A 26596-nucleotide genomic window follows, 5' to 3' on the forward strand; every position below is an offset into this window, starting at 1 on the left:
CTGTCGAACGTCCTCCAGTCCCGCGGAGAGGATACGTGTCTTGCTGCCATTCATCGGCTGTCACTCCAGAAGGTCGTGTGCGGACAGCCCACGGTAGCACACGCCTCAAAACGGTTCATACACGCTTGCCGGAAGGACACAGCGGCGAGACGTTGGCGGAAGCAATTGCCAATGCCTTCGGGAGCAGCGTGTTTCGCCGAAATAAGGTATGCCTAGCGCACCGCGGAGCGCAGACGGCACACGGAGTGTGCCTGCTGCGTAGGAGGCATACTCCGTATGCCGTCGGCGCGATGACCCGCAATCAATTGTGGAGCTATCGAATCACGCGCACGACGCGGACGTTGTCGAGCGCCGGGCCGCGGGTCGGGTCGGTCGTTTCCAGCGTGTAGATTTCCAACGTGGTCTCATCCGCGACTGCCACGAATTCCCACGTTTTCGTCGACCAGCCCATCGCTTGGAGCGACTTGCCCGTCGAATCGAATTCGAACGCTTGCTGCTTGCCGGCCGCGACCACGGCAACCCGTTTCGTGGCCGGATTCGCTCCGGGAGTGCCGGCCAAGGAAAAGGTGACACGATATCGGCGGCCTTTCAAGGTTTTGAACGTCTGCGCCACTCCGCCATAACCGGGTGAGCCGTGCAGATCGAGGCTTCGCTCGCCGTCGTCGGCTTTCCAGTGCGCATGGATGTAGTCGATCTGGCCGCGCGTCACGGTCCAGCCTTTGATCGCCGTGGCGCCCGGATTGAGCGACACGAAATCCTTCGCCATCGGCCCATCTTCGAAGCTGCCGTTGACGAGCAGATTGGGAGTTGGAATCTTCAGCAGCGGATTCTCGTCGATCGCTTCGACGGCGGAACAGGCCAGATCGCCCACGTCGACATTGAACATCTTTTGACCCTGGCCGGCGTTGTCGATGCTTTCGCTTTCGAAAGCGCAGGGCTTGTCGTCGTGGATCGAGACAACGCCATGAAATTGGGCCCCGCGCGTCTCGGAATACCCGGTTTGCGGATGGTCGAAATCGATGAACAAGGTGGCCCGAATCGGATTGCCCGCTCCGAGCATGGCGTTGACTCGATATTGCCGGCCGTGCCAATAGAAATCGCCGATTCGCCGATCGTTTTTGATGTTTGGATCGGTGCCGGGCAGCCGCCGCCACGCCAACACGGCCGAGGTGATCTTGCGGCCGGTGCTTTTCTGATGAAATTCGACGTTCCACAGCCCGATCATCGGCTGCCGATAGAAGGCGTTGCTCTTCGGATCGACGACTTGCGTGATATACGCCGCCTGGTCGCAATCGTTTAGATAGTTGTAGTGGATCAGGGTGAAGCCTTTATATTTGGCGATGTCTTTCCAGCCGTCGGGCAGCTTGGCCGGGTCGTAGCCGCCGTTGTTCGGGCCCCAACTGTTCTTGACGATGAAGAATTGTCGCGGCCGGTCGTAGCCGACAATGAGCAGCCCATGGAGCGCTCCTTCCGGGACGGCGTCTGCGGCCCGATACCAAACGACGGGCGGGATATTGCCGCGTCCTTTTTCGGCGGTTCCCTTTTGAAAATAGATGGGGATGACGACGCCAACCTCATGGCCGGCGGCCAGAATCGCTTCGATCTTGCGCGGGTCGCGGCGGTCGCGCTCGGAAAGCACGACGAACTGCTTGATGCCATAGCGGGCGTTTTGCCGGGCCGCCTGCGGATATTGCACCGGCGAAAGGTTGTAGCGATTGAGGGCTATTTGGGGAAATGGGTCCTGCCAGCGATAATTGCCGACATTGAACCCGCGAAAGTAGCCTGCCTTTGGATCCTCGTAATCCGGTCGATAGGCCATATCTTCCGCTCGGCTGACGCCGTATTTGCTCAGCACGCGATACCGTGCGACCATGCTCCCGCCGCCGTCGTCGGCCAGGCCATTTTCATTCACATCCGAGTCGATAATTTTGTTCTCGGTCAACTCAACGGAATGGCTCATCCAGATCAGATGCTCGACCGAAAGCCGCACATGAATGCCCGCGCGCCCGTAGGCCGCTTCAAGAGCCGCGACCTCGGGCTGAAAGATGCAGGTCCACCGGCCTCCCTGATCGAAGATTGGAGTTTGCTCTTTGGTCAGGTCAACCGCAGCGGGCAAATACTGCGTAGGCCGAGCGGCAAATTGCTGCCCGTGCGCCGGTCGCAGTTCTGTTGAAAAACTCAGGCCAACGCCGGCGTAAATCAAGATCGCCAACTGCGATGCGGTGTTGCGAAGTTTCGGGCGCATGGCGTGCCTTGGGTCGAGGACTCAGTCGTTCTCACGGCAAGATAATTGCAAAATGGCCTGCTGGTCCGACAACACTGCCGGAATATCGGCAGAATTCCCCATATGCCCATGTCGTGCGTTGCCACGGGCTTACCTTATTCGCGTGACGCTGCGGCCTTCCGAACCTGTTCGTAAAGCTCGCCCGGATTGACTACGTGAAGATCGACGAATCCGCACTCGCCGCAAATGTCCGCTCTGATTTCCCCGTAAACTGGGTCGCTGAAAATCAAAGCGTGTGGATTTCGGAAGACCACCGCCCGAAGCCTACCTTCCCAATATTCGCCTCGGTCGGCCACGGCCACGTTGTGAATGATTTTGCTCGATCCGCAGCCTCGGCATTTGAGTTCTGGGGCCAGGCGAGTGTCGCCCAAATCGTCGGATTGAGCGCCGGTTGAATCCGCGTCTTCTTCAGGCCGTTCGGCGTCAGAAATTTCTTGGCCTTCGGCGGGAAGCGGCTCGCCCGACCTTGTTGCCATGCATTTCCAACACATGTCGAAATTGCCGGGCACGCTCTCGCCGCATTTCGAGCATTTCCAGTCGGGCTCAGGAATGCCGGCATCGCCGTCGCTGTTGCCGTCGAAATCTCCGGCCAGGGACGAGTTCCCGATCGGCGATGGGCTATTCGCCTTGGCCGGCTTCGCGTGTGCGTTGGGCGCCGGCTTCGCTTCCGTCCTATCGCTCGATCGCGGCGGATCGTCTGGCAGGTAGTCGAGGATGCCGCCGCATTCCAAGCAGATTTGCTGGCCCGGCTCGGCGACGTGCTGGCAATTTCGGCATCGCAGCATAGCTCCGCCCTGTTTTTTGATTCGAAACTTCTATCGGTGAACCAGCGAATTGCTGACGCCGAGACCGGAAATCGCTACTTGTTCAGCACTCCATCAACGAATTCGAACAATGCTTGCGTCGGTTTGTCGCCGGGCAGTCCCAGACCATTGTTGAGCTTGTCGTGTTCCGAGTTTTGGGCCGAGAGTGTCTTTGCCGGGACGCCGGCTTCTTGAAGCGCTTTGGCGAGCCGGCGAGCTTGCGGTTCGGTTTCGGGATGGCCGCCGACGCAGAGCAGCAAGAACGGCGGAATATCCTTCCCTTTTGCGACGTGCTCAATCGGTGAAAGCTCTTTGCGGCTTTGCTCGTCGCCGAATTTCCACGTGTAGCGGTCGGCTCGCTTCTTCTCCACCGTGGCGATTTGCATCGCAAGATCGTAGGTGTCGCCATCGACGGGCACGCAACCCTTGATGATCGAAAGCGGCAAGCCCTCGGCCTTCAAGAGCGTTTCGTCGGTGCAAATCAGCGCAGCGAGTTGCGCTCCAGCGGAATGTCCCATCACGAAGATCCGGTTCGGATCGCCGCCGAATTCACGGGCATGATCGTGGGTCCAGCGGACTGCGTTGGCTACATCGCCGGCCATTGCCTTGATCGTGGTGTTCGGAAACAAGCGGTAGTTCGTTGAAACAAAGACGAATCCCTTATCGACGAACGCCTTTGGCTTATTCTGCACATCGCGTTTGTCGCCCTGCATCCAGCCTCCGCCGTGAATCCAGAAGACGATCGGATGATCTTTGCCGGTCGGGGGCGCGTCGATGTCGAGAGTTTGCTTGGCGTCGGTTGTGCCCGCATACGGCACATCGCGGCGCGCAGCCGGTTCGGCGGCCGTTGCCGCGGAAGCGAGCAGCAGCAAGCAAAGGGGGATGCAGTGCATCGGATATTCCTTGTAGATTTATTGAACGCCGGCTGGGGCCGACGCTCAACGGGGATAAACCGAACACGCCATTCTACTGCCTGCCGCCGGGCACTGGAGACGCTAAAAGGCCCAAAAAAACGCGCGATTTGCGGCGGTTTTGGCTCGACAGTGCTTTTTGCGCCATTTGGACTATCGCAGTGCGGTTCCGTGCAATAGGATAGGTGGCCATGTTGAGATGGGAGCTAGTGTTCCTGTCGCAGGTCTTTCTTAGTGAGGAGTTCGTGTTTATGGCGTCAGGTACGATCAAGAAGTTGGTTAGCGACAAAGGATTCGGGTTCATTCAGACGGGCGACGGTGGAGATATTTTCTTCCATCATTCGACTGTCCAAAACAGTCAGTTCGACAATCTGAGAGAAGGCCAGTCGGTGGAATACACCGTCGAGCAAGGCGGGGGCCAAAAGGGCAAAGGACCTCGAGCCGCTTCAGTCACGCCGGTCTAAAGACCGCGCCGGTCGACCGCCAATACAAACAAATTCATCGAAAGCCCTCGGCTGCCTTGCAGCCGGGGGCTTTTCCATGCGCTGTGCTGAACGCGCCCCACGTAAGGCTCGGCCAAAAAATTAACTTTTCCACAGCCCTCTCTCCCCTTGCGGCAGAGGGCAGGGCGCGGGGTTCGAAAAGCGGAAGCTATTTTTTGCCGAGCCTAAGCCAACACACTGAAGCGTGAACGCCAACTGGAGTTCACGCTCCAGCGTGTTGAGTTAGGTGGAGTGTACGAGGCTCGAACTCGTAACCTTCGGCTTGCAAAGCCGACGCTCTCCCAATTGAGCTAACACCCCAATATAGGCACCTTCGAACGCTCGTGGCACGTCGATATTTTCGGTGGCGGCTTGGGTGCCACTTCGGGGCTGTCCGGCAGTGCTGGAAGTACGCCGTAGGTAGCGCCGGAATTAAAGCGAATGCGCGCACCAAGATTCGAACTTGGGACCTCGTCCTTATCAGGGACGCGCTCTAAACCAACTGAGCTATGCGCGCGGTCCATACGCCGCCGGGCCCGGCATCCACACTTGTCCGCGCCGTCGAGCCCGTCGGCAAGAACAGGCTATTTTAGGTCGCCGCATTTCGCTGTCAAAGGGGGAGGCGCGCAAATGACGAATGACGAATGTCGAATTAGGGGCGAGGGGGCGAGGGCGAGGGGAGAGGGAAGGGAGGCGAAGAGCCATGACAGCTGCACGCTCGGTTTAGTCACCGCGCGAATATGCTGGCTTCGCCAGCTTGCGTGGTTCGCCCGCAGAGATGGCCTGACCGGAAAAATCTGCGCTGTCGGATCATGTTTGCCAACCGCTTTGGTCGAAAAACAAAGGCGACGGAGGTCGGCCAGCAGAGCGTACTAGCGGCAAACGCCGAACCGGCATCAAAACCCGGCATCACCCCGCCTTCGTTTTTTTCGCCCTTCACCAAACGGATTTCTCCCATGGCTGCGATCTTTGGCAACAAATGGCGGTGGTTCGCGGTGGCGGCGGTCGTGAAATTGGTTCTCACCGGGCTGGTGTTTGCCCTGGCGGCGCCGGCGGCCCACTCCGCGAGCCCGACGGCCGAGCAAGCTCTCAAACTGCTGCCGATGCAGAAAGATGTCGACTATGATCGGCCGACGCCTGAAGAAGCGGCGCGCTGCACGATGAAAGCCGAAAAGCAAAAAGGCCAGACGGGCTGGGTGGTCCGCGATGGCGATGGAAAGACGTTGCGCGAGTTCGTCGACACTAATGGCGACAACGTCGTCGATCGCTGGAGCTATTTCAAAGACGGCGTCGAAGTTTATCGCGATATCGATCCGAAATTCGTCGGCAAGGCCACCGAACATCGTTGGCTCAATACGGCCGGCATCCGTTGGGGTGTGTCGAAAGGGGGTGCTTCGCCGCTCGAGTATTGGAAAATGATCTCGGCCGAAGAGGCTTCGTCCGAGGTGGTCGGCGCCCTTCGAGACCGCGATCCGGCACGCTTCAATCGACTGTTGCTCACCTCGACCGAACTGCGTTCGCTCGGTCTGAACGCGGCCAAGGCGAAAGAGCTTGCCGAAAAGATTGCCGCTGCCCCGGCTGCGTTTGCCGAACTGGCCGACCGGCAAACGACGATCACGGCAAAATCCAATTGGGTGCATTTCGGTGGCAACCGGCCGGGCGTCGTTCCCACCGGCACTTTCGGATCGCCGGCCGATATCGAAGTTTATGAAAACGTCGTGGCGGTGGTCGACACCGACGGTAGCGATACGCAAATCCAAATCGGTACGATGATCAAGGCCGGCGATTGCTGGCGCATTGTCGATGTGCCGGGCGTGCCCGAGCATGGGAAGCTCGCGGATTCACAGCCGGGAATTTTCTTCGTGGCGGCTTCGGCTCGCAATACGACAGGATCGCAGGAAACGGCCGGGAGTGGGGGCAACGAAAAGATGCAAAAGATCATGGATGAGCTGCAAAAGCTCGACCAGCAGATTTCTGCCGCCGCGCCGGCTGAGCAAGCGAAGCTCAACGAAAAGCGAGCCGACTTTTTCGAGCAAGTGATCGCCGACGTTGGCCCGGCCGACCGTGCTCAATGGGTTCGCCAAATGACCGACACGATCAGTGCCGCCGTGCAATCAGCGACCTATCCCGGCGGGGCGGAACGTTTGAAGACACTCTACACCAAGCTCGAAAAAAATCCGCAAGACGCTGACCTGGCCGCGTATGTCGAGTTCCGCGAACTGTCGGCCGAATACGCGTTGGCGCTACAAAGCCCGAACCCTGAGTTTGCGAAGATTCAAGCGACATGGTTGCAGAATCTGCAAACGTTCGTCGGGCGGCATCCGAAAAGCCCCGACACTGCCGATGCCCTGCTGCAGTTGGGCATTGCCGAAGAATTCGCCGGCCGCGAAGAAAAAGCCAAAGAGTGGTATCACCAGATCGTCGACAATTTCGATGCGGCCGCCGCGGCAAAAAAAGCTGCCGGCGCCATCCGGCGATTGGATTCGGTCGGCAAGCCAATTGAGCTAACAGGCAAAAGCACCGACGGCGAGCAGATCGATCTGGCCAGCTTGAAAGGCAAGTTTGTCTTGATCCACTATTGGGCCACCTGGTGCGAGCCGTGCAAAGTCGATCTGGCGGAGCTAAAGGAACTGCAAGCGAAATATGCCGCCAGCGGCTTGGCGATCATCGGCGTAAGCCTCGACACGAACCGGCAATCGCTCGACGATTATCTGTCGAAGAACCATCTTCCTTGGCCGCAACTTTTCGAACCGGGCGGTCTCGATAGCCGCTACGCCAATGAGATGGGCATTCTGACGCTGCCGACAATGATCCTGATCGACGCTGACGGCAAAGTTGCTAACCGCGGCATTCACATCAGCGAACTGGATACCGAACTGCACAATCGGTTGAAGTGAACGGCGATCGCTCGAAGGCTCGTCTGTTCGCGGAGCGAAGGCCAGGGACGCCCAGGGAAGGCCAGAGGGAAGTCCAAGGACGCCCAGCGAAGGCCAGAGGGAAGGCCAGTGGGAAGTCCAGGGACGTCCAGCGAAGGCCAGAGGGAAGTCCAGGGACGTCCAGCGAAGCCCAGGGAAGCCCAGGGAAGGCCAGGAGAGCGTTTGCCAAATGGAGATCGCTCTCCAGGCCTTCCCTGGGCTTGGGCGCCTCATGCGATCTCACATCACCGACCCCGATTGCGGATCGACGCCGACGCCGCCGGTCATGCGCACCAGCGCGTCGAGCACGTTGAGCAGCGTGCTGGGATCGAGCGTTTCTTCCCCTTCATCTTCGCTGCCGCCGCTGCCGCCGCCGCCGACGATTTCTTCGAAGTGCAAGATGTCCAGCCGAGCGTCACACTTAGGAAGCCGGGCGAGCTTTGCGCGCTCGTCGGGATCCGCAGCATTGGGGCGCATTTCCTCGGCCAACTCGACGCCCTGGGTTTGCACTTCCTCGCCCGAGACGTAGCTGATATCGAGCGCCGAATAATCCTGTGGCGAGCGGAGCGTGAGCGATTCGAAGCCGCCGTCGTCGTCGGCCAGAGTGTTGCTAAGCTCGAAACGGCGATTCAGCGATTGCAACGCTTCGGTCATTTTTTCCAAACTCGGCCGTTTGGCGGCATTGAACAAGACGAAATACGTCTCGCGCCATTTGTAGTTGTCGTTTTCGAAGGTGGACATCAGCGTTATCCCTGGGAGCGGTTCAAGCGTCGCGAGCGCTTTAAGGGGATCAGGCACATTTTTCGGCAGTGCACTGAGCTAAGCTTCGCAGCGAAACGGGCCGAAAAACGAGCCAGACCCCGAATCGTGGACAGTCGCATCACGGCAGGTCTTCTTCCTCTTCCGGTCCGATGCTGCCTTGCCAATTTTCGATGGCATCGAGAATCGAGTCGCGCTCCTTGACATTGGCCCAAACCGATTCGCCTTGTTCGAGCCGGATTTCGTATTGCCCTTCGCGCTGGCAGTCGTCGTTGCCGCAAAAATGGGGCGTCGCCGCCACCCACATGACGCGATACAAAGGGATGTTCTTATCGTCGATGACACAAAAGATGGACATGATGGAAAAACGTGCGGCTCTTTCGAGGCTCGCTAAATTGAAATTGGTTCGGAAATTCCTGTCAGTGCATCGTTGCGGTTGAATTATAACGCTTTGCCATCGCCGAGGGGGTCAGGCACATTTTTCAGCGTCGCGGTTCAATGGCATTCATTGCCGCCATGGGCCGAAAAATGAGCCAGACCCCGACGCTAATCGCCGCCGAGTTCGGTTGCCCGGCGCGTCGCGGCTTCGACGGCCGCCATCAGCGCCGCACGCACCGCCCCGGTTTCCAATGCCTGTAACCCGGCGATCGTCGTGCCGCCGGGGCTCGCCACGCGGTCTTTCAACGTGGCCGGATGGTCGCCGGTCGCCAACACCATTTCCGCCGCACCCTTGCAAGTTTGGGCGGCCAATGTCAGCGCCACTGCCCGCGGCAACCCCATCCTCACGCCGCCATCCGCCAACGCTTCGATCATCACGAAAACAAACGCCGGACCGGAGCCGCTCAAGCCGGTCACCGCGTCGAGCAGCTTTTCATCCACGACCACGACTCGACCGACGGCGCTAAACAGCCGCTCGACCAAGCGTGCGTCGTCGGCCGTCGCGCCGGAGGCCAAACTATAGCCGCTAGCGCTCGAACCGACGAGTGCTGGCATGTTCGGCATGACGCGGATGACACGCGTCGTGCCAAACAATTCGGCAAGCGATTTCAAGCGCACCCCGGCCGCGATCGAGATCAACAGCTTCTCGGCAAGCCGGCCGTGCAATTCAGCCGCCACGGCGGGAATCATTTGCGGTTTGACCGCCAAGACGACGACGCTCGAGCGCTCCACGACCTCGGCATTCGAACCGCCGGAAATGGCGCCGTTCACCAGTCCACAAAAATCCTGCAGTGCCGCGGGAAGCGGATCGTAGGCCGAGATGCGATCGGGTTCGACTAGGTTTGCACTTGCAAATCCTTTTGCCAAAGCGCGCGCCATTTGTCCGGCGCCGATGAACCCAAGGGATTGCGAAAACATCAGGTGGATCAGGTCGGTGTGGTGGGGAGGAATAAAGCGTCTGGTTGCGCGCCGCCCCTTCGCCCATAACCCCACTCCCACGAAGGGGCGAGGGGAAACGGCCCGCTTCGCGGCCCGCCATTTCTCCCTCGCCCCGTCGCCGGAGAGGGGCCGGGGGCGAGCGGGTTAGGGCTCATGTTATGCCAAGCGCAATCAATAGACAATCCGCAGCAGCGGCAGAAACAGCCGCCACGACCGGCGATGGTACCGCATCGCGCGGCCGTCGGCCGCGACCAACGTAGTACGGCACACGTCGTGGTCCCTTTGCGCTACGATGTTCGCAACGCTCCGCGGAGCGCGAACGGCACACGGAGAGCTTGTGAAGTAATGGAGGCTGGCTCCGAACTCGGCTTGATGAAACACCGGCAAAACGGGTCGGCGTGAGGTGCCTGTCCCCCTTCTTTCACATCCTCGGAACGTGCCCGCTGCAATGACCGCGTTTCGTCGGCCGATGCCGCTTCGGCCTGATAGCGTCCTCGCAACTTTTGGCAACAACTGCCCTGGACCGGTGGATAAGGTTTTGCGAAACTCCCGCCGCGTCTCATCTGTGTCTACTGGCCGTTCGGCTTGGGTATCGTCGATCACGTATTTCCTTTGACACCGAGAACATCGGCGTATCGAGTCAGCGGCCTTGTGGCTTGCAATCGCTGGAGCCCAATCGTGAAAACCATCGGGAAACTGTTTCTCGGCTTGGGAGTGCTCGTGGCGGCCTCACCGGCCCAGGCCGGATGGTTGAGCAATTTGAATCCATTCGCTTCCAAAACGAGCTCGAGCGACGACTCAGGCACGGAGAAGAACCTCTCCCAGCCCGGGTCCTCCGCATCGCTATCGACCGCGCTTGGCTCCTCGAAATTCAACAGCAAGCTGCCTTCCGGCTCGGGCGGGGCCACGATCGTCCCAGAACTGAACGGCAAGCCGATTCACCCGGTCAACTCGGTTACGCCGGCCAGTCCGAGCGGGCCGTCGCTATTGAGCCGCATCGGTTCGGCCCCAGCTAACTTGTTTGCAAAAACGAAGGGCTTGTTCAGTAAATCCACTCCCGCGCAGCCGGCGCAAAAAAGATTCATGTTGGGTAAGCCATCGGGGGGTTCGCAATTTACGCACAGCGGTTCGGCGGCTACGAGGCAGTCGAGCAGCACTTCGCAGTTCATCGCTCGGCCCCGGCCGGGATTCTAACGGAAGGATGCGCAGTTGCACCGACTATTTGACCGAACCCTGCATTGCCGGCTCATGCGGGCCATGCTCTTGATCGCTGTCCTGCTTGGACTTACGACGATCATGAGCGGTTGCGCGGCCACGCCGCCGGCGCAAGATCCTCGCCCGCAAACGACAACGCAATTTTTGTCGCAACCGCGGCCAGCACCCTGATCCGGCGCATTCGCGCCTCAAGAAAGCCGCTCTCGTGGGTGGTTTTATCTGCATGGCCCAAGGCCGGCCGAGCCAGCGATTTTCGCTGGTTTTCTGGCCATTTGAGGCTTTCAGCAGTAGGCCAAGGGGGTATGATAGCACACAGGGCGGTCTGTCCATTTAGGTCGCAGCAGGAATCGCGATGGCGACGTGGCGACGGCTTGTGTTGGGATTGTGCGCGGCTGCCTGTGGTTGGGCAGTCTGTGTAGGGGCCGCGCACGCGCAAACCGACGACGCACCCACGCTACGAGAACTGGATGTCTGGGGCCGTTTCGCTGCGGGCAGTTGGAAGCAGACGCACGTCGTCACCGAAGTGCTCGATTCCGCCGGGCATGTCGTTTCCAGCACCGCCTCCGACGTTCGTACAACGCTGACGCGCGTCGATGGCCGGCGAATCACGCTTCGCGTCGCCGTCACGCTCGATGCCGGTGGCCGGCGGTTCGACACCGCTCCGCAAGTGATCGATCGCGGCTATTTCGGCGAAACGACCGATCAGCCCGCCCAGGTCCGCGACCTCGGCAAAGCCTCCGTGGTGATCGACGGCCGCGAGATCCCGGTTCAAACCCGCGAAGCTTCCATCCAGTCGGGCAAGCAAAAAACGGTCAACAAGTTTTTCGAGACGGGCGCCATGGAGCCGTATTTGCTCCGCCGCGAAACCCATTTCACCGATTCCGCCGATCCGGCCGCCAACCATGACGAAACATCGGAGGTGATCGCGGTCGATAAGCCGTATCGCGTGCAATCGGAGGTCAAGCCGGTGTCGTTTGAGCGTGTCGTGCAGAAAGACACTCACGGAACGACGGTCACGGTCGATGTGACGAGCGTTGACGTGCCAGGCGGAATCGTCAAACGCACTTCGAAGCAATTAGACGCCGACGGGCACGTGACGCGGCGCACGACCGTCGAACTCGTCGATTATGGGGCGGTGGAGGAGCAAGCGCCCGACGCCGGTCGTCGCCGTTATCGCCGCCGCCGCTCGCGCCGCATTGTGTTGGATCACGTCGACGTGACCACCGACCCCATCGCCAGCCCGCCCCCGCCATGATGCGAGGAACCGCCGACGTTCCCAGCAAGGCATTTGCCGGCAGATCGCTAATACGTAAGAAGTAGACGGTCGGCGACGATTTCTCCTTCAAGCGTCTTGCCGACCATTTGAAACCGGCGCAGCATCGAACGGCCGCAGCCGACAAACACTTCTCGTTCGAAAAGTCCGTCGGGCATCGCGATATCGCAAACGAAGTCGCCGGACCGTTTGGTCCCATCAATGCTCAATGCGACGTACACGCCCCGGTTCTTGCACTCGCGGACTGTCTCAAAAAGCTGGCGAAGATCGAACGCTTGCGCGCCGTACAGGATTTTCTGGGTGTCTTTGTATGGCGGGTCGCAGTAAACCAGATCCCCCTTTGTAGCCTTGCGCATGGCTTCGACGTAGTCCATTACTTTGAAACTTGCGCCGGTCGTTCGTCGTTTCCACTCGTCGACCCGTGCTGCGAATGATTTCGCATCGATCGGTGTATGAACGCCGCACGGCGTAGACATGAATCCGTCGGCTTTTCGAAAGCGGACCACCCCGCCATAGCAAGATCGGCAGAGAAACAGCAAATCCGCCCCGTTAGGTCTTGCGTTGTACGCGGCCTTTATCGTTTCGTACTCTTCAACTTTGTCTCCCGCCATCATGCGGCGACGACGCGACGCGTACCAGTCCTTCAACGTTTGCGGCGCATCGTGCAGCGCTTGCCAGATTTCGATCAACGGGCGGAAAACGTCGGAAGCCAGGGCTCGCTTGGGAGCGAGCGTGGCGAGCACGCCAGCGCTTCCAAGAAACGGCTCGATATACGTGCCGAACTCGTCTGGGAAGTAGGAAATGATTTGGTGTGCCGAGCGCTGTTTGCTGCCCACCCATTTCAACAATTGGGACTTGAATGGCGCAACCCGAGGTGCAACCGGCAGATTGTCCTCAAACAGCATCCGTTGCATTTGGCCATCCTCGCGAGTCAGGGCTATCTGGCTTTTGATTCTATTCATACGTACAGTAGGCGTCAAGTCGCCGCGGCCGACTTCGGGACATCGGCGGAATATCCTGTTTTGGGATGTATTGTCAAGATTCGTTTAATGATCCCCATGGAAAGGAGCATCTTTAGCGCGGACCAACGCAAGCTGACGGACCTGCTTCGGCAGGTTCGCCTTGGGGCCGGGCTGCGCCAAGATGACCTCGCCAAAAGGCTCGAACGGCCGCAATCCTTTGTCAGCAAATACGAATCCGGGGAACGCGGTCTCGACCTGCTCGAACTCCGAGAAATTTGCGACGCACTAGGGATTTCCCTCCAGTCATTCGTCGAGCGTCTGGAGAAATCTTTGCAATGATTCCGGACCGACGATTTGTAGATCTCCCCAAGCATTTTTGGGCAAACATTCGCACCATCAGCCAACACCTCGGGTACACCGCCCGTGGCACTGGCCAGATCGCAATTCCGACCGTCGAGAAAATGGGCGATTCAATGGTCGAATTGGGCCTTTCGGCGTCGCATTTGGTGGGTGAAAGAGGGAGTCCCACAAAGCTTGGCAGACTGATTCACGATTACTTCAAGCATCGGGCGGCTGTACTTAATTTGTTCGTTGAGCCGCGTCTGATGGACGTGGAACGAGCCAAAGCAATGTTCGAGAAGCTGCAAAAGCAATATTCCACCAAGCGAGTCCCGCCCATGAACAAGCAGAAGGGCGAGAAGAAAGCGCCGGCGTACTTCACCAACTGCATTAACATGCTTATCGAAGCGAACGCTGAAGGATTGCCGTGCGATTATGACCCGCGCGAGCTGACCACCGTTACGTTCAACAACGCTCCCCTCCGCACCCTCGCGCGTCGCGTCGGCGGCGCTTTTCCTGCGCCAGTGAACCCGATCGCTGTTTGGGAAATCAAGGAGTATTACTACACGACTACCTTCGGAAGCCGAGTTGCCGATGGCGTCTACGAAAGCCTGTTGGACGGAATGGAGCTTGACGAGCTGCGCCACGAAGAAAAAATCGACGTCAAGCATTACTTAATGGTCGATTCCCACTCCACGTGGTGGAAATGTGGCCGCTCGTATCTTTGCCGGATCCTCGACATGCTGCACATGGGCTACGTCGATGAAGTCCTATTTGGAAGCGAAATTGAAGAACGATTGCCGTCGATCGTAAGACAGTGGGTGAGCATCGCCAAAACGCAGTGACAGCTTGATGCCGCCGCCGCTTCCCGGTCGAGCCGACGCAAATGCGCGAAACCGCAAGCGAGTCTCCCTATCTAGCTATCTAGGCGGCGCGAAATTCGCTTGCGGTTTGGCCCGTTTGCCGTTTCTAATCGGCGAGCGCGTCGCCACTGGCCAAATCGCGAATGGGCCGCGATAATCGGGAATTGACTTCATCTCCTTCCCGAGGGCGCCCGCCATGAGCGACAAGCTCGCCTATCAGGCCTTCACGTTCGACGACGTTCTGCTCGAACCGCGCTATTCCGACGTTGTGCCGGCCGAAGTGAACGTCGCCAGCCAATTGACCAAGCGAATCCGGCTCAATATCCCCGTGCTTAGCTCGCCCATGGACACGGTCACGGAAAGCGAAATGGCCATCGCGCTGGCCCAGGAAGGCGGCCTGAGCGTCATCCACAAGAATATGTCGGTCGAACGGCAAACCGAGGAGGTCGACAAGGTCAAGCGCAGCGCCAACGGCATCATCTTCGATCCCGTGACCCTGCCGCCCGACGCCACCATTGGCCGGGCCCGCGAAGTGATGCAGCAATACAACGTCTCCGGGGTGCCGATCACGCAAGGCCGCCGGCTGGTGGGAATTATCACCCGCCGCGATCTGCGGTTTCTCGAAACCAGCGAGCCGAAAATCTCCGACATCATGACCCGCGATAAGCTGGTGACTGCGACGGGGACCGTAACGCTTGAAGAGGCTGAGAAGATTTTGATGGTAAATAAGGTCGAGAAACTCTTGCTGGTTGACGAAAATAACACACTGACGGGCTTAATAACGATCAAAGACATCGACATGATGAAGCGGTTTCCGCAAGCCTGCAAAGATAGGCAAGGCAGGCTGCGGGTCGGTGCGGCGGTCGGGGTGTTCGATTTCGAACGTGCCGAAAGCCTCATCGCCAAAGATGTCGATGTGCTGATCGTCGATAGTGCCCACGGCCATTCGGCCAACGTCATCGAGACGGTCAAGAAGATCAAGAGTCAGTGGGATATCGACGTGGTGGCGGGAAACGTGGCGACCGCCGCTGGTTGCCGCGACCTGATCGCCGCCGGGGCCGACGCGATAAAAATCGGCATCGGCCCGGGTTCGATTTGCACCACGCGGGTGATTTCCGGGGTCGGCGTTCCGCAGATCAGCGCTATTTTGCAAGCTGCGGAGGCGACGAAATCCGAGGGCATCCCGCTGGTGGCCGATGGAGGAATTCGGTATTCGGGCGACGTGACCAAGGCTATCGCCGCGGGCGCGCATACGGTGATGCTCGGCGGATTGCTGGCCGGCGTAGCGGAAAGCCCGGGCCAACAAATCCTGTATCAAGGACGAACATTCAAGGTTTATCGCGGCATGGGTTCGCTGGGGGCGATGGTCAAGGGCTCGAGCGAACGCTACCGACAAAGCGGATCTCGCGTTGCGGACAAATTGGTTCCCGAAGGGGTGGAAGGGCGGGTGCCGTTCAAAGGCCCGCTCAGCCCGTTCATTTATCAACTCGTCGGGGGACTTCGAGCCGGAATGGGCTATTGCGGCGCGCGGACGATCGACCAGCTACGCAAGGAAGCGCGCTTCATCCAGGTCTCGCCAGCGAGCGTCAGGGAGAGTCATCCACATGACATCGCCATTACGCAGGAAGCACCGAACTACAGTGCCGAATACACGGGGGTCGAAAACGGCTGATCGCAGCCGCCGTTGGCTTCCGCTTGCCCCTCTGGCCTGCGCCGCGCTGGCCGCATGGCTGGCCGGCAGCACGGCGGCAAAAGGCAGCGACGATTCGGCATCGCCGTCGGCGAAAATCAGTCGCAGCGACGTTTCCGACGACGATTCAACCGCTGCGTTGCCCACCGCCGACCAAGACTCCGGCGAGCACACGACGCATTTGAAATGGCGGCCGTATCGACCGCATCCGGCCCAAGCGAGCGATGTCGATTCGGCCGAGACAAAATCGAGCGAACCGGCTCCGGCCGAAACCGTGGCCACCGACGACGATCGCCCCGCTGTTTTCGAGCCGTCGCCGCTGCCGAGCAGCGAGACCCGCTCGCGGGTGATTCACGATCCGGCGGTCGTGCGAACGCAAGCCCTTCAATCGCCCAATCCGTCGTCGAACGCGTTTGGCGACGACCAAACTCAGCCGAACGCGCAACCGGTGCCTGGCGCGAATCCAATTCTTCCGAGCCCGACGCCCGGCGGCTTAGCGCCTCCGGCCACCGAATCGGCGCCGAGCGATTCCGGCATCACCCCCTTTTCGCAGCGGCCGCGAGCCACACGGCCGGGCCGTGCCCCGGCTCGGCTGAACCCGACGGAGCAATTCGACACGACCCCGACCACTCCGTTTCCCGTTAGCCCCTCGCAATCCGTGCCGGGAATGACTCCGAATCCGAGTCCGTCGGACATGCAAGATTTGAGCTGCGCTACGCACCAACGCCATTGCAACGAGGATGAAGCCGCGTTGATGAAAAACACGATCAGCAAGATCGGCCTCGATATCGACGAATACGGCAAGCAGGGAGACGCGGTGCCGTGCGAATGCTCGTTGGGCGCCGGCGTGGTGTTCCAGCAGCGGCAATGGCCGTTGATCACCTATACCTGGAAGGCCTCGGCGCTGTGCCACAAGCCGCTGTATTTCGAAGAAGTGCAGTTGGAGCGATATGGACATTCGGCAGGCCCGATCGTCGAGCCGCTCCTTTCGGCAGCCCATTTCTTCATCACCGTGCCGCTGTTGCCCTACTACATGGGCGTCGATCCGCCGTTGGAGTGCCAGTACACCTTGGGCTACTATCGGCCCGGCGATTGTGCCCCCTATATGTTCGATCCGTTCCCGCTCAGCCTCCGCGGCGCGGCGCTGGAAGCAGGAGCCGTGGTCGGCGTGACTGCCGTCATCCCGTGAAAAACCTTGCCACACTAGCCCGAAGCGTGAGCGAGGGAGCGTGAGCGAGGGAGCGTGAGCGAGGGAGCGTGAGAGGGCGGGTTCATTCCGTGAATAATTCCGACAACTCCGCCGGATTTTCGGCCAGCCGCGAACAGGTCCGCAGGCTCGATGCTCGTTGCGTTTCGGACTACGGCCTGAGCAGCTTGGTGCTGATGGAAAATGCCGGCCGCGGCGTGGCGGATTTGCTCTGCCGGCTTATTCAGGACAGCGGGCCTGAGCCAGGCGGTCCGAGCGTAATCTGCTGCGGACGCGGCAATAATGGCGGCGACGGCTTCGTCGCCGCCCGCCACCTCGACTTGCGGCGCCTTCCGGTCGAAGTCTTGCTGTTCGCCGAGCCGGCAAGTCTGACCGGCGACGCGGCAGTGAACTTTCGCGTGTTGGAAAAGTGCGGCGTGCCGATCCGTGTCTTTGCTGGACAGCCCGTAATGGCAGAGCTGGCGGTGGCGCTTGCGAATGGCGATTGGATTGTCGACGCCTTGCTCGGCACGGGCAGCCATGGCGACCCACGCCCGCCGCTCGACCAGATCATCGGCGCCATCAACGCCGCCGGCAAACCGATCCTCGCGGTCGATCTACCCAGCGGCCTGGATTGCGACACGGGCCAGGCGGGGCATCCGACAGTCCGCGCCCCATACACCTGCACATTCGTCGCTGCCAAGCGCGGCTTCTCCGCCCCCGCCGCTGACGAATACACCGGCCAGGTTCACATCGCCGATATCGGCGCCCCGCGCAAACTCGTCGATGAAATCCTCGGCGAAATCCTCGGTGAAATCCTCGCCGAACCCCCGAGCCCGCAGCGCTAGCAAGGGAATAACCGTCGCGCAGCGGCGCCTTATGTACCCCCGCGACTCGATCCCGGCCGCTCCGTCCCAAGCCATCACTTCCGTAAAATCGCACCGCTCAACACGTCGATGTTGCGATCGTCAATCCGATACCAGCCGATGCGAAGCGCGAAATCATCTTCGGTGAACACGTCGAGAATTCCGTCGCGGCGGTCGCGATTCACCGCGACGCAGGCGTGATTGTCGAACCAGCCGCTTTGCTTTGCCATCGCCGTGCCTGGCGAAACGCGGCCGATCAGCAATCCATCGGCGTTGTAGTGCAACAAGGCGGCATTCTTTCCCGTGCCGACAATGCAGCCGCCGCCCGAATTACCCGCGGCTGCCTCGCCGTGGTGCGTTTTCCCGCCGCCGGGAATCGTATCCATCCCGACCGACACCTCGGGGAGCGGTACGGCCCACAGCCGCTCGCCGTGCTTGTCGAATCGCACGAGCGTGGTGCCGCCCATCCAAAACGGATTCCCCTTCGGCGAGGGCCAGGGCTTCGACCAGCCGAGGGCATAGATCGAACCGTCATCGGCCCGTTGGGCCATATTGGCCTGAAATTCAAGCGGCGAAGTGTCTTTCGGCACTGCTTCGCGCCCCTTCGACCAATCGTAGGTCGGATTGCCGGCCGCGTTGAGGCCCGCCATCGCCACGGTCCAAATGGCGTGCGTGTTCAATTCGCCGAACCACGCATCGCCGTGCGAATCGACATCGACGCCGAACACGGCATGCCGCTGCTGCCCCGGTTTCTTGAACCATTGTACTTCGGCCGGCAAAAGCTTCCCGTCTCCCTTCGTGTCAGACCAACTCCACTGCCCGCCGCCCGACCCGCGCGGATTGCCTTCGACATCCGGCGAGCTCGAACCGAGAATTGCCGCCAGCCGCATGCCGCCCGTTTCGTCGATGCGATACACTTGCACGCCGTCGCCGGTGGGCATGAACCAGAATTTGTGCTCGCCGAATTTCAAGAGCCGCGGTACGCCGTGCACATCGCTTTTGTATGCTGGCTTCTGGTCGATCATGCAGCCCGTGTATTGCCAGTGGCCGAGCTTATGGTCGGCCAAGTGGTAGCGGTGGAATGTCATCGAATACAGTGTCGCCGGATCGTCGGCGCCGTATTTCCCAAGCGACACGAATTCGCAGCCAAATTGCTCCCAGACGAGCTTTTTGTCGGGCGACCAGCGCGCGACGCGAGCGCCGCCGGCCGGCTCGGTTTGGATCGTGGCCATGAATCCGTGCGGATCGACGGCAACGCCGCGGAGCTCGAAGAAATGGTCGGCCGCGCGATCGCCCGGCTTGGCCGGTTGTCCGAATCGCTCGACACGGTCGTCGACGGCGATCGTGTTGCCGCCGCTTGCCGCGTGATTCTCAGTCACTTTGTAAATCAACACCTGCCCGGCCTTCCGATCGGCCACATAGAGCCGCGAATCGGGACCGAAGGCAAGCGCTACGATTTCGCCGAGCTGGCCGAGCGGTTCGGCGATCCGCTTTCCTTCCGGCGAAAAAACGCTGAGTCGGCTATGTTCGTGCCCCACCCAGATCCGGCCTTCGCGATCCACCGCCAGGGCCTGCGGCAACCGCACTTGGAATTCTCCCTCCGCCCGCCCGGTCGCCTTATCGAACCGGCGAATTTTTCCGGAGAGCGCATCCGCCACCAGCAGCGAATTGCCCGCCACGGCCAGCGACCGCAGCGGCATTCGCATCAACTCGGCATCGGCTTCGAGTGTGCCGGCGGGAACCTGCCGCTCCGGCCATTCATACAGCTCGATATGACCAAACTTATCGGACACATCGGTGAATTTTTCGAGCTTGCCGTCGGCCAATGCGAACCGTTGCACTTGCTGCTTGTGATTCCACGGCTTCGAGGCCCAGCCTTCCATGCCGCAATAAATCGTCGAACGATCGACGGCGATCGAATACGGTGCGCCGTTGGGCTGGCCGTTGCGCATTTGATAGCGGCCATCGTAGACGACGTTGCCATTGGCATCCCACTTCGTGAAATCGGCTCCGGCTTCATCCCAGCCGTTTGCCGTGTAAATGGCCCCCTCGGCATCGACGGCGACGGAGCTCATTCCAGTCGGAGTGTGATCGGCCGGAGCCGGCGTCCGGCCGCTATTGCCGATCGCCCCCACGTTCTCGTAAGTCGCGCGATCGACGACGACGCGGAATTCGTACGTGCCGCTCGGCGCCGGCTTGCCGAACTGATCTTGGCCATCCCACTGTGCGGTCGCCTTGCCCGCCGGCCTTTTTTCGACCGTCCACAAAACGCGCACCAACCGACCCTGCGCATCGTAGACGCCCGCACTGGTCGTTGCGGCCGCGGGCAATTCATAGCTGAATTCGCTTTCCGCCGCATCAGCGTGCCTCGCGGCCAGCAAGCCGCAGGCGGTCAAAATGGCCGTGGCAATCCAATGCCGTCGAGTAAAACGGATCGCTTTGAATCGCATCATATAACTCCAGGTGGGATCGACTCGGCGGGAACACACGGCTGGACGGGCCAACCTAGCCACATCGTAACCTGAGCGGGAGCCCCTTTGAATCAGGCTCGCCTAGCAGATTTCGGCCGAACAAGGCATCCAGGTCCGCGGGTGCCATGCCCACGGCTTTGCGCGGACATGTTTCGGCCGGACCATTCATTTCGCCACATGCGCACCCAGGGCAGTGGGCATGGCACCCGGCGGTTGTTAAACTGCTCGTTTCCAGTTTTGGCTCAAATCGAGCGGCGATCGAGAGCGGGTTTTGCATGTTTCGTGCGGTCCAAAGCAATGTGAATTTTCCGGCCTTGGAAGCCGAGGTGCTGCGGTTCTGGAGCGAGGCGGGCATCTATCAGAAATCGCTGGCGCAGCGGGCCGGGGCGCCGAAATTCGTCTTCTATGAAGGGCCGCCGACCGCCAATGGCCTGCCCCATCCGGGCCATTGCCTCACCCGGGCCATCAAAGACCTCTTCCCGCGCTATCGCACCATGCGCGGCTATCTGTGCGAGCGGAAGGCCGGCTGGGATACGCACGGCTTGCCCGTCGAAGTCGAGGTTTGCAAGGAACTCGGCATCCATTCGAAAGAGCAGATCGAAGCCTACGGCGTGGAGCCGTTTATCCAGAAATGCCAGCAAAGCGTCTGGCGATACATGAAGGAATGGGAGCGGCTCACCGAGCGGCTCGGCTTCTGGATCCGCTTGGACGAAGCGTATGTCACGTATCACCAGAGCTATATCGAAAGCGTTTGGGCCTCGCTCGCCGAACTGTTCAACCGCGGGCTGCTGTATCAGGGCCACAAGATCGTCTGGTGGTGGGCCCAAGGGGGCACGGCCCTATCGGCCGGCGAAGTTGGCCTCGGCTACCGCGAAGTCGCCGATCCCAGTGTCTATGTCCGCTTTCCGCTTCTTCCCCTCTCCCCTGGCGGGAGAGGGGCTAGGGGTGAGGGGGAAGCAATCGCATCTGGCGACCCACAATCGCCCGGCGAAGACCTATTGGTCTGGACCACCACTCCCTGGACGCTGCCGAGCAACCAATTCGCCGCCGTGCATCCAGACTTGGACTACGCAGTGGTCAGCGATCCGGAAATCGCCGACCGTCGCTTGATCATCGCCGCCGCGCTCGTGGAAACAATTGCGGCAAAAGTGAAACGGGAATTGCGCGTCGAGCGGACGTTCAAGGGAAGCGAACTGATCGGCCAGCGCTATTTGCCGCCGTTCCGATACTACTACGACGAACAGCCCGATTTGCAGATCGGTGGCAAGCCGGCGCGCCGTGGCGATGAGCAAGGCACATTGAAAACCGGCGAAAAAGAATACGGGCAATGGCGCGTGGTCGCTGCTGATTTTGTCACCACCGAGAGCGGCACCGGCGTCGTGCATCAAGCGCCCGCGTTTGGCGAAGTCGATTTTCAAGTGCTCATCGCCGAGCAGCAGAGGTTCCGCGAGGGGGACGAGCCGCGACTGATCTGCGCCGTCGGCCCGGATGGAAAATTCACCGCCGAAGCCCTCGGCTACGAAGGCCGCTGGGTGAAAGATGCGGATAAAGATATTTCGCGCGAGCTGCGCCATCGCGGGCTGCTCTATCATCAAGAGCAATACCTGCACGAATATCCATTCTGCTGGCGGGCCGAGCAGGATCCGCTAATCCAGTATCCGCGGCAAAGCTGGTTCATCCGCACGACCGCGATGCGCGACGAAATGCTCAAAAACAACCGGCAAATCAACTGGTTGCCCGAGCATATCCGCGACGGCCGATTCGGCAACTTCTTGGAATCCAACGTCGATTGGGCCCTGTCGCGCGAGCGCTATTGGGGCACGCCGCTGCCGATCTGGGTTTGCGAGCAAACCGGATTCGCCGAGGCGGTCGGCAGTTATGAAGAACTTCTCGCGAAGCCGGGCGTTCGCGGCACGGAGGTGTGGGATGAAGCGAAAAAAAAGAATCCCGAGCTGGTCGATGATCTGAAAGTTCACAAGCCCTATATCGACGCGATTACCTACGACTCGACGCAGCCGGGCGCTGCGCCGGGAACGCGGATGCGGCGCGTGCCCGATGTGATCGACTGTTGGTACGATTCCGGCGCGATGCCGTTTGCGCAGTGGGGCTATCCGCACCGCAACCGCGAAAAATTTCGCGAGCAGTTTCCCGCCGATTTCATCAGCGAGGCCATCGATCAAACGCGCGGCTGGTTCTACAGCCTGCTGGCGATCGGCACGCTGTTGTTCCGCGACCTGCCGAGCAGCGAACCATCGGCCGGCGCGGCGAATCGGAGTTTTTCCGAGTTGACGTCCGAGGCGGAGCGGAAAAAAACCGGCTCTGCCAATTGGCCCGCCAAGCAACTGCCGATCCCGTTTCGCAATTGCATCGTGCTCGGATTGATGCTCGGCGAAGACGGCCAAAAAATGTCGAAACAGAAGCGGAATTACTTGCCGCCGCAAGAAATCTTCGACCGCTACGGCGCCGACGCGCTGCGGTGGTATTTCTTCGCCAATCAACCGCCTTGGACCACGATCCGCTACAGCGAACGGGCCATCAAGGAAAGCATTCCCGAATTTCTGCTGCGGCTGTGGAACGTGTATAGTTTTTTCGTGATCTACGCCCGGATCGACGGATTCGACCCGGCCGACGAACGCACCGCCCTGGCCGGCGATGCTGGGGAACTGGAGCCGGCTGTGTTGGCGCGGGCCAAAGGATTTCGGCCACTCAAGGAACGGGGCGAACTCGATCGCTGGATCCTCAGCGAACTCAACCGCACCGCCGAAACGGCCACCGCGGCAATGGATGCCTACGACAACTATTCCGCTTGCCGATACATCACCGAATTCGTCGATGCCCTCTCGAATTGGTATGTCCGCCGCAGCCGCGACCGATTCTGGACGAACGACAAGACGGCCGCTTCGAAGCGCGACGCGTATTGGACGCTCTACGAATGCCTGCTATCCACGGCAAAGCTGATTGCGCCGTTCGTGCCGTTTCTGGCCGAGGCGTTATGGCAGAATTTGGCGGTGGAGGCATTCGGCACACGGACGGTCGAGAGCGTGCATCTCTGCGATTTTCCCACCGGCGACACGCGCGCCATCGACGCCGCGCTGTCGCGGCGGATGAGCCTGGTGCGCGAAATCGCCTCGCTCGGCCGCTCCGCCCGGATGGGGGCGAAGTTGAAAGTGCGGCAGCCGCTGGAGCGCGTCGAAGTAATCTTGGCCGACCGTTCCGAGCAAGCGTGGCTTGCCGATCACGCGGAATTGCTTCGCGAGGAATTGAACGTCAAGCAGGTCGAATTCACCGAGCAGGCCGAGCAATACATCACCTACTCGGTGCTGCCCGATCTCAAACGGCTCGGCCCGCGGCTGGGCAAGCGATTGCCGGCGTTGAAAGCGGCCCTCGCAAAGGCCGACGCCGCGGAGCTTCTGGCCCGGCTCGAGCGCGACAAAAAAGTGTCGCTGGAATTGGCCGACGGGCCGGTCGAGCTCGATGGCGACGATCTGCAAGTCCGCTTGCAGGCCAAGCCTGGCTGGGCTGCGGCGCAAGGGCGTGCGTGCGTCGTCGTGCTTTCGACCGAACTGGCGCCGGAATTGGTTCTCGAAGGCTTGGCCCGCGAACTGGTGCACGCGATTCAAACCCGCCGCCGCGAATTGAACTGCGAATACACCGGCCGCATCGAAGTGTTCATCGAAACCGACTCGGCCGAATTGACTGGCGCGATCGAGCAATTCCGCGACTACATTTGCGGCGAAACGCTGGCCGTGAGCTCGAGCGAAACAATTCCGCCGGGCGCCGATGCCAGCGAACTGGCAATCGGCGAATACCGCGCCCGGCTGTTCGTCAAAATCGTATAACACCGAAGCCCGCAGCGCTAGCAAGGGAATTGCGAAACGTCGCGTCGTCGTGTGCCACTGGCAAGCGCAGTCTGCCAGTGCGTTTGGCGAGTTCGGGCGGCGCTTGCTTGATGCGAATTGGAAGACTACGTACGCCTTGGACTTCACGGACAAGATTACCTAACCAATTCAACCCGCGACTGCGCGCCCACTGGCCGACTGCGCTGGCCAGTGGCACACCGGTGAATTTGGAAGAGCCAATTAACCCACGGCACGTCATGTCCCTGTTCCGCTTCCAGCCTCGCCGACCATTGCGTTTGGTGGTGTTGATCTCCGGCGGCGGGACGACGCTGCGCAACCTGCTCGAGAAGATCACCGCCGGCGAGCTAGATGCGGAAATCCTGCACGTGATTTCGAGCAACGGCAGCGCTGGAGGATTGCGTTTCGCCGAGGAGGCCCGCGTTCCGGCCGATGTGATCCAGCGGAGCAGTTTTGTGTCGATCGAAGCATACAGCGCAGTGGTGTTCGACGCCTGCCGCGCGGCCGATCCCGATCTTGTGGTGATGGGCGGATTCTTGAAGCTGCTCGTGATCCCGCCCGATTTCGAAAACCGCGTGCTGAATATCCATCCGGCGCTGATTCCCGCGTTTTGCGGCAAAGGCTTTTACGGCCATCGCGTGCACGAGGCGGTATTGGCGTATGGTGCAAAACTGAGCGGCTGCACGGTCCATTTTGTCGACAATCGCTACGATCACGGACCGATCCTATTGCAGCGCGCGGTGCCCGTGCTCGACGACGATTCACCCCAAACGCTGGCGGCCCGGGTGTTCGAAGCCGAATGCGACGCGTATCCCGAGGCGCTGCGGCTTATCGGTGAAGGCCGCGTCGAGATCGACGGGCGAATGGTCCGCCTGCGGCCGTGAGCGCGAAAGCGCGGGGCCGGTGATCCTCAAATCGCGAAACCGCGAGCGGGAAGCCGGCCGCCGTTGGACATGGATGCTCGCTTGCGGTTTCGCGCGTCACCCATCGCTATTCGACCGGCTTCACCGTCACCGCCGGTGGCTCGACGAAGTCGTCGGCCAATCGGGCGATCTGGTCGGGCTGCATTTCGCCGTCTTGAATCCAGAAGCGATAGGCCACGCGAAGCGGCTTGTCTTTCGTCATCGTGTAGACGAAATACGAACCGAAGCGGCCATAAGAGCGTTCGCTATATCGAGCGTCTTTCGGATTGCTCGGGCGGTCGATGAGGGCGGCCGTGTAGCGCTTTTCGCCGAGCACGAAGCACATCCCCTTCCAGGGCAAATTCGTCGTTTTCGGATCGTTGCGGCCGCTCCAGTTGCGGTTTTCATCCAACTTGCCGACGCCGTCGGGCCGCACGAAATAGGTCTGCTTCGAGGTTTTCGCGGCAACTTCGTTCGGAGCGCGGAAATGAAAGCCCGCATGCTGCGGATCGCCGTCGAGCTTCACAGGGCCGTCGGCCGTCGTGAGCGTCGAAGCGAAATCGATCAGCGTTCCACCGGGAACGTTGTACACCGTCATCTCCCGGCGCTCGTGGGCGAACACTTCTTTCTTCTCGCCATGCCAATCGATGGCCAGCAGTTGCCGGCCGAGAACGGGGCCGGCCTCGGTGTCCAAAAACCCTTCATGCGATTCATAACTGTCGCCAAGGCATTGCCACGTGTCGGCATGCTTCAGGTCGTCCGGTTCGCCGTAGGTGATCCGATTGAAACCGTAGAACAGGCCGCGATGGTGCGTGTCCTGTCCGCCCGGACCCTTGGTGAGCAGAATCTTTCCCGTGGAATCGAAAACGTGGTGATAGGGTTTGTACGTTCGCTGATGGCTCGCCTTCGTCGAATCGTCGAGGGCGTGATACATGTACTGCATCACGGGCCGGCCAGCGAGCGTGAGCAGCATGTGAGCGCCGGGCGTGTCTTTCCAATGAAAACCTTGGTCTGAAGGCATCAGGCCGGCCGTGAATGGGGTCGCACCGGCGGGAAAGATCTCGGCAACGAAGCGGGCCGATGCGCCGGCTTTGAGTTGCGGCAGAATGAAATCCAGTTCCCGCTGCGTGGCCCCGTGTGCCGCGGCGTGTTCCGAAGCGTTCAACCGTGGCGGGCCAAGCTGCGCTGGGATCTCTTTCTGATCGCTACCGACGAGTTTTACGACCGTCGACGTTTGGAATTCGGCCGGAACCGCAAGCAAGACCGCCACCGGGGTGTCCGTCCGGTCATGTTTGCCGGCCTCGACCGTCAGATCGAATTTCGCACTGCGCGGCGAGTCGGCCATCGCATGGCGAGCGATTGCCAGCACAAAAATTGCCGCGGCGGCGAAACAAATAATCCGCTTCATCGAAGTCGATCCGGTTTGATGTTAAATCGGCGG

21 protein-coding genes and 2 tRNA genes are annotated in these 26596 nt (G+C 60.4%); 13 read left to right on the plus strand and 10 right to left on the minus strand.

The window, feature by feature from the left end:
* Positions 1-313 precede the first annotated feature (313 nt).
* The gene (locus tag VHX65_05780) at positions 314-2245 is read right to left on the minus strand and encodes a choice-of-anchor C family protein (GenBank protein HEX3998042.1); all 1932 of its coding nucleotides are present in this window, start codon (positions 2243-2245) and stop codon (positions 314-316) included.
* Positions 2246-2439: 194 nt separating this feature from the next.
* Here VHX65_05780 and VHX65_05785 point away from each other — a divergent pair, with 194 nt between their 5' ends.
* Together VHX65_05785 and VHX65_05790 are read left to right on the plus strand one after the other, a co-directional pair.
* The gene (locus VHX65_05785; protein HEX3998043.1) at positions 2440-2679 is read left to right on the plus strand and encodes a hypothetical protein; all 240 of its coding nucleotides are present in this window, start codon (positions 2440-2442) and stop codon (positions 2677-2679) included.
* Positions 2680-2758: 79 nt separating this feature from the next.
* Entirely contained in the window at positions 2759-2992 is a 234-nt protein-coding gene (locus VHX65_05790) for a hypothetical protein (GenBank protein HEX3998044.1), read from the plus strand.
* Positions 2993-3143: 151 nt separating this feature from the next.
* On the opposite strand, the gene VHX65_05795 is transcribed toward VHX65_05790, so the two are convergent.
* Complete coding sequence (locus tag VHX65_05795; protein HEX3998045.1) at positions 3144-3980, minus strand: alpha/beta hydrolase; 837 nt, start codon at positions 3978-3980, stop codon at positions 3144-3146.
* Between the two features lie 269 nt (positions 3981-4249).
* Here VHX65_05795 and VHX65_05800 point away from each other — a divergent pair, with 269 nt between their 5' ends.
* Positions 4250-4462 (plus strand): cold shock domain-containing protein, encoded by a 213-nt coding sequence (locus tag VHX65_05800; GenBank protein ID HEX3998046.1) that lies wholly within the window; start codon positions 4250-4252, stop codon positions 4460-4462.
* Between the two features lie 266 nt (positions 4463-4728).
* Here the strand turns inward: VHX65_05800 and VHX65_05805 are convergent.
* A tRNA-Ala gene (locus tag VHX65_05805) sits at positions 4729-4801 on the minus strand.
* Between the two features lie 121 nt (positions 4802-4922).
* A tRNA-Ile gene (locus VHX65_05810) sits at positions 4923-4997 on the minus strand.
* A gap of 439 nt (positions 4998-5436) precedes the next feature.
* Here VHX65_05810 and VHX65_05815 point away from each other — a divergent pair.
* Complete coding sequence (locus VHX65_05815) at positions 5437-7377, plus strand: redoxin domain-containing protein (GenBank protein ID HEX3998047.1); 1941 nt, start codon at positions 5437-5439, stop codon at positions 7375-7377.
* A gap of 258 nt (positions 7378-7635) precedes the next feature.
* Here VHX65_05815 and VHX65_05820 read toward each other — a convergent pair whose 3' ends face one another.
* From VHX65_05820 to proC, 3 genes are all read right to left on the minus strand, one after another.
* The gene (locus VHX65_05820; GenBank protein ID HEX3998048.1) at positions 7636-8136 is read right to left on the minus strand and encodes a hypothetical protein; all 501 of its coding nucleotides are present in this window, start codon (positions 8134-8136) and stop codon (positions 7636-7638) included.
* Between the two features lie 139 nt (positions 8137-8275).
* Positions 8276-8512, minus strand: coding sequence for a hypothetical protein (locus VHX65_05825; protein ID HEX3998049.1), 237 nt, complete (start codon positions 8510-8512; stop codon positions 8276-8278).
* A 188-nt stretch (positions 8513-8700) separates the two neighbouring features.
* Positions 8701-9510 (minus strand): pyrroline-5-carboxylate reductase, encoded by an 810-nt coding sequence (gene proC, locus VHX65_05830; protein ID HEX3998050.1) that lies wholly within the window; start codon positions 9508-9510, stop codon positions 8701-8703.
* 699 nt (positions 9511-10209) lie between these two features.
* Here proC and VHX65_05835 point away from each other — a divergent pair.
* Together VHX65_05835 and VHX65_05840 are read left to right on the plus strand one after the other, a co-directional pair.
* Complete coding sequence (locus tag VHX65_05835; GenBank protein ID HEX3998051.1) at positions 10210-10725, plus strand: hypothetical protein; 516 nt, start codon at positions 10210-10212, stop codon at positions 10723-10725.
* A gap of 373 nt (positions 10726-11098) precedes the next feature.
* On the plus strand, positions 11099-12001 hold the full coding sequence (locus VHX65_05840) for a hypothetical protein (GenBank protein ID HEX3998052.1): 903 nt from the start codon (positions 11099-11101) through the stop codon (positions 11999-12001).
* Positions 12002-12048: 47 nt separating this feature from the next.
* Here the strand turns inward: VHX65_05840 and VHX65_05845 are convergent, their stop codons facing one another.
* Positions 12049-12981 carry a Dam family site-specific DNA-(adenine-N6)-methyltransferase gene (locus VHX65_05845; protein ID HEX3998053.1) on the minus strand — a complete coding sequence of 311 codons (933 nt, stop codon included), beginning with the start codon at positions 12979-12981 and terminating at the stop codon, positions 12049-12051.
* Positions 12982-13077: 96 nt separating this feature from the next.
* On the opposite strand from VHX65_05845, the gene VHX65_05850 reads away from it, so the two are divergent.
* From VHX65_05850 to VHX65_05870, 5 genes are all read left to right on the plus strand, one after another.
* Positions 13078-13320: a helix-turn-helix transcriptional regulator gene (locus VHX65_05850; protein HEX3998054.1), complete on the plus strand. Its 243-nt coding sequence runs from the start codon at positions 13078-13080 to the stop codon at positions 13318-13320.
* Positions 13317-14165 carry a hypothetical protein gene (locus tag VHX65_05855; GenBank protein ID HEX3998055.1) on the plus strand — a complete coding sequence of 283 codons (849 nt, stop codon included), beginning with the start codon at positions 13317-13319 and terminating at the stop codon, positions 14163-14165. Before VHX65_05850 ends, VHX65_05855 begins: the two co-directional genes overlap by 4 nt.
* 214 nt (positions 14166-14379) lie before the next feature.
* On the plus strand, positions 14380-15855 hold the full coding sequence (guaB, locus tag VHX65_05860; GenBank protein HEX3998056.1) for an IMP dehydrogenase: 1476 nt from the start codon (positions 14380-14382) through the stop codon (positions 15853-15855).
* A complete protein-coding gene (locus VHX65_05865; GenBank protein ID HEX3998057.1) occupies positions 15824-17062 on the plus strand; it encodes a hypothetical protein in 1239 nt (412 codons plus the stop codon). Before guaB ends, VHX65_05865 begins: the two co-directional genes overlap by 32 nt.
* Positions 17063-17151: 89 nt before the next feature.
* Positions 17152-17907 carry an NAD(P)H-hydrate epimerase gene (locus VHX65_05870; GenBank protein HEX3998058.1) on the plus strand — a complete coding sequence of 252 codons (756 nt, stop codon included), beginning with the start codon at positions 17152-17154 and terminating at the stop codon, positions 17905-17907.
* Positions 17908-17981: 74 nt separating this feature from the next.
* Here VHX65_05870 and VHX65_05875 read toward each other — a convergent pair whose 3' ends face one another.
* Positions 17982-20375: a FlgD immunoglobulin-like domain containing protein gene (locus VHX65_05875; GenBank protein HEX3998059.1), complete on the minus strand. Its 2394-nt coding sequence runs from the start codon at positions 20373-20375 to the stop codon at positions 17982-17984.
* A gap of 296 nt (positions 20376-20671) precedes the next feature.
* On the opposite strand from VHX65_05875, the gene VHX65_05880 reads away from it, so the two are divergent.
* Together VHX65_05880 and purN are read left to right on the plus strand one after the other, a co-directional pair.
* Positions 20672-24235 (plus strand): class I tRNA ligase family protein, encoded by a 3564-nt coding sequence (locus VHX65_05880; protein HEX3998060.1) that lies wholly within the window; start codon positions 20672-20674, stop codon positions 24233-24235.
* A 257-nt stretch (positions 24236-24492) separates the two neighbouring features.
* On the plus strand, positions 24493-25137 hold the full coding sequence (gene purN, locus VHX65_05885) for a phosphoribosylglycinamide formyltransferase (protein HEX3998061.1): 645 nt from the start codon (positions 24493-24495) through the stop codon (positions 25135-25137).
* Between the two features lie 106 nt (positions 25138-25243).
* Here the strand turns inward: purN and VHX65_05890 are convergent, their stop codons facing one another.
* Entirely contained in the window at positions 25244-26563 is a 1320-nt protein-coding gene (locus VHX65_05890; GenBank protein ID HEX3998062.1) for a DUF6807 family protein, read from the minus strand.
* Positions 26564-26596 lie beyond the last annotated feature (33 nt).

It is taken from the genome of Pirellulales bacterium, from assembly GCA_036267355.1.
GTDB lineage: Bacteria > Planctomycetota > Planctomycetia > Pirellulales > DATAWG01 > DATAWG01.